Origin of the sequence: Thermococcus sp., from assembly GCF_027066465.1 — an archaeon.
In the GTDB taxonomy this organism is placed as follows: domain Archaea; phylum Methanobacteriota_B; class Thermococci; order Thermococcales; family Thermococcaceae; genus Thermococcus.
In genome coordinates this window covers 1-4056 of the sequence record NZ_JAMONU010000018.1, presented here as the reverse complement: position 1 = coordinate 4056, position 4056 = coordinate 1, and the positions used below count along the sequence as shown (strand labels likewise).

Here is a 4056-nt window from a genome sequence, read left to right as displayed (position 1 = left end):
ACGACGATTATCATGTACCGCGGGACGATAGTGGAGATGGGCGACACCGAGAGGGTCTTCCACAACCCGCTTCACCCGTACACCCAGATGCTCCTCGAGAGCGTCCCCGATTTGAACGTCAAGTGGGAGTTCAGGGGAATCGAGCCGGAAAAGGAGGAGGGAGCAGTCTACTCCATTCAGGGCTGCCGCTACGCGCCGAGATGTCCCAGGGTAAAGGAGAAGTGCTTCAAAGTCCGTCCGGTCCTTCACGAGGTCGAGAAGAACCACTGGGTGGCCTGCCATCTCTACGGAGGTGAGTGAGATGCACTCGACGATTAGGGAGATTAGGAAGACTCCGGAGGGAATTATGAAGGCCCAGAGAGCCTTTGAAGATTTCATAGCAAATCACGACTTCTTGTTGCCGAGGGAGATAGTTTACACGGGCTGTGGCAGTTCACACTTCCTGTCGCAGCCGCTGGCCATGGCAACCACCCGCCTCGGGGGCAGGGGAGTGGCCCTCCCCTGCTCCGAACTTCTGTATTCGCGCGAATGGTACAGCATAGGGAACCCCGAACTCCTCGTGGCAATCTCGCGCTCTGGGGAAACGACGGAGGCAATCAAAGCCCTTAATGTCCTCGACGTTCCAACGCTTGCCCTCACTGCTTATGAGAGCACCCTTTCGAGGAAAGCGGACTACGCTCTAATAGTTCCGGCCCACGAGGAGAGCGTTGTAATGACCCACTCCTTCCCCGCCTTCTACTTCGCCTACATTCAGTTGCTCCTCCACTCGTACGGAAGGGAAACCCTCGACGCCGGGCACGTATCTTCCCTCACGGGGGAGGTCCTCAAGAACGAAAACCACGTGAGGGATGTCGTGGAGGGCTTCGACTTCAGGAACGTCATCTTCCTCGGCTCCGGGATACTCTACCCGATAGCCCTCGAGGGAATGCTCAAGATGAAGGAGATGGCCCTCTTCTGGAGCGAGGCTTATCCAACGTTCGAGGTCAGGCACGGCTTCAAGTCTATAGCAGACGATGGAACGCTCGTCGTTCTGCTGGTGAGCGAGCCATTTGACTGGCACGAGAAGCTGACGAAGGAATTCCAGGGACAAAAGGCCAGAGTTCTCACCGTCGGAAGGCGCGACACCGGGGCCGACTACTTCATCGAAGTCCCCGAACTGGACGAGCTTGCAAGTCCCGTCCTCTACCTCCCGATAATCCAGCTACTATCTTACTACAAGGCCGTGTCGCGCGGTTTGAATCCGGACAACCCGAGGTTCCTCAGCAGGGTCGTCACGTGGTGATTGTGATGAAGGTCGGTCACGACGGTAAGGCCTATTACCTCGATGGGGAGCGCTTCCAGGTTTACGGGGGGACGCTCCAGTTCTTCAGGGTCCCGAGGGAGAGCTGGCGCGACAGGCTTGAGAGGATGAAGAGGCACGGCCTCAACACGGTAGACACCTACGTCGCCTGGAACTGGCACGAGCCAGAGCCTGGAAAGTTCGACTTCACCGGCGAGACGCACCCTCAGAGGGACTTGGTAGGCTTCCTTGAGCTGGCAGATAAAGTCGGCCTGAAGGTCATCATAAGGCCCGGTCCCTACATCTGCGGCGAGTGGAGGAACGGCGGAATACCGGGGTGGCTCATCAAAGGGCATCCAGAAATCCTTGCGAAAGGCCCCAACGGACCCCTGCCGGGGGACATCTACTATCCCCCGATTACCTACCTCCACCCGACATACCTCGAGGCCGTTTCGAAGTGGTACGACGAGGTTCTCCCGATAATCAGGGACTACCTCTATACCAACGGCGGACCGATAATAAGTGTCTCCATAGACGACGAGCCGTCCTACTGGGAGACCATCTTCCAGCCCTTCCTCACGGACTACAACGAGGTCATTACCCGTCCGGGGGGCCTTTGGGAGGAGTGGCTTCGCTCCAACTACCCCCTTGACGAGCTGGGCGAGCGGTACGGGACGGGGATAGGCGATTACTCCGAGGTTCGCCCGCCGGCGAGCGAGGACGAGCCGTTGCCTAAAATACTCGACTGGCATCACTTCAAAATCTGGGTCATCAACCGCTACGTGGAAATCCTCTACGGGCATCTAAAGCGCTACATCGACGTCCCGATAAGCATACTCGACCCCTACCTGCTCCTCTCCGCGTGGAGGCATTTCTACCGCTACGTTAAGGAGAGAAGCCTCGACGTCCACCTCTGGACCGAGTTCTGGTACTCCTTCTATCGCTCCTTCGACCTGAAGGAAGATAAACTCGGCCACATCTACTACAAGACCGGGGTCTACCGCTTCTACCAGAGAAAGCTTGGAACTCCCCCGCTCAGCATAGAGACGCAGGTTTCTTTAGCTCATACAATTGAACCGGACGAGGCCGAGCATCTCTACTCGCTGATAGCCTCGCTCGGAATCCACAACATCAACTACTACCTCTATGTCGGCGGTGAGAATCCAAAAGGCTACGAGTCCCACAACGGCGTGACCTGGGACGTTTACTCGCCGATAGGCCTCGACGGGAGCGAGAGGCCCCACGTTGAGCCGATAAAGTGGCTCGGCGAGTTCCTGCTCAACAATCCGGCCTTCGCCGACGCCGAGCTGAGGCCGAGGGTGGCCTTCGGAACCTACGAGCCCTACGAGGCTATAGCCACCTTCGGCCTGAGGAAGGGCCTGACCGAAAGCGTGAACCTCAACGAATACCTCCTCGGCGAGAGGGGTCTCTTAACGCTTCTCGCCATGAGCAACGTTCCCTTCGACGTCCTCGACCTTGAGGAGGCGAGCGTTGAGGAGATGCTCTCCTACGGCCAGCTCTGGGTGTACAGCCTCGACTTCCTCTCAAGGGATGTCCAGGACAAGTTAGTTGAGTTCGTTGAGAGGGGCGGAAACCTCGTAATCCTGCCGATGCTTCCATATCTCGACGAGAACATGAAGCCCTACTCCGCCCTCGCCGAGTTCCTCGGCGTCGAGGTTGAGAGGGCCGAGGCGAGGGACAATCCGAGACTGATTCAGTTCACGAGCGTCGAGAGCGACGGGATTGACAGGATGCTCGTCAGGAACACCGTTCGAGAGGTCAAAGGTGGTGAACCTTTCGTCTTCCACTACGGCAGACCAGTCGGAACGCTCGTTAGGAGGGGAAAGGGGAGCGCAATCGTGCTCGGCTTCAGGCTCCAGTACTACAACAGCTACCACGACCTCCACAGGAAGTTCGTTGACAAACTGCTTGAGATGCAGAACGTTAAGAGGGACTTCGAGGTCACGGACAGGGACATGATAGCGATTCCGCGCGGCCACTACCTCGTCCTGCTCAACCCCAGAGGCCACAGGGTCTTCGGAAAAGTGCGGTACAGGGGAATGGAGGTCCCCCAGCTCCTCGACGGCATCGAGATGGGGAAGCGCGGTGCCCTCTTCCTGCCCTTCGGCGTTAGGGTCGGAGACGCTGAGGTTGTCTACGCAACGGCTACACTCCTCGGCGGGGACGGAAAAACACTCCGCTTCAGGAACCACCTGAGCGGTTCCAGCGAGGTCGCTTTGCGGGGCGTTGAGGAAGTCAAGGCGATTGAGGGTAGAATCGTGGACGAGAGCTTTGAGAACGGAATCCTAAGGGTCGTCGTAGAGCATGATAATGAGTTCGAGCTGGGCCTTTAGCGGTTGCCTCCTTCACTTTTTGCTTTTGAAACCTTTTTAAGGCCCCTCCTCCTATTTTTCCCCGCGATGATGAGTGATGGGCGAACCGAAGGGTGAGGAAGGAAAGGTGATCGCTGAGCAACCCTTTTAAGCGCCCGTTCCAACTTTTTTCGGGATGATGAGTTCAGCCTTGTCCGAGCCGTGACGAGGGAGTGACGGACTGACCGCTTTTTTTAAATTAGCTTAATTGAATTCGAAAGCCTAATAACCTTAGGGAGCTGAAGGGAATTAGAAAGGTTTAAATATTTTGTGCATATGCACATGAAGGTGATGCCATGGAGGAGATTTACAAGCCAATATGGGTCAGCATAATCGGCAACGTCCTTCTCGCGGTCGTAAAGCTCATCGTCGGTTTTCTCTATTCAAGTATAGCCCTCATCTCCG

3 protein-coding genes and 1 pseudogene are annotated in these 4056 nt (G+C 56.6%); all 4 read left to right on the top strand.

What is annotated here, in order from left to right; all coding sequences use genetic code 11:
• Positions 1 to 300: oligopeptide/dipeptide ABC transporter ATP-binding protein (locus MVK46_RS00855; RefSeq protein WP_367182619.1), on the top strand; the 300-nt coding region annotated here is incomplete at its 5' end.
• A gap of 1 nt (position 301) precedes the next feature.
• Entirely contained in the window at positions 302 to 1282 is a 981-nt protein-coding gene (gene glmD / locus MVK46_RS00850) for a glucosamine-6-phosphate deaminase (protein WP_297534535.1), read from the top strand.
• 5 nt (positions 1283 to 1287) lie between these two features.
• Positions 1288 to 3633 carry an exo-beta-D-glucosaminidase gene (gene glmA / locus MVK46_RS00845; protein ID WP_297534533.1) on the top strand — a complete coding sequence of 782 codons (2346 nt, stop codon included), beginning with the start codon at positions 1288 to 1290 and terminating at the stop codon, positions 3631 to 3633.
• A 314-nt stretch (positions 3634 to 3947) separates the two neighbouring features.
• Positions 3948 to 4056: pseudogene (locus MVK46_RS00840) on the top strand (cation transporter); the annotation flags it as partial.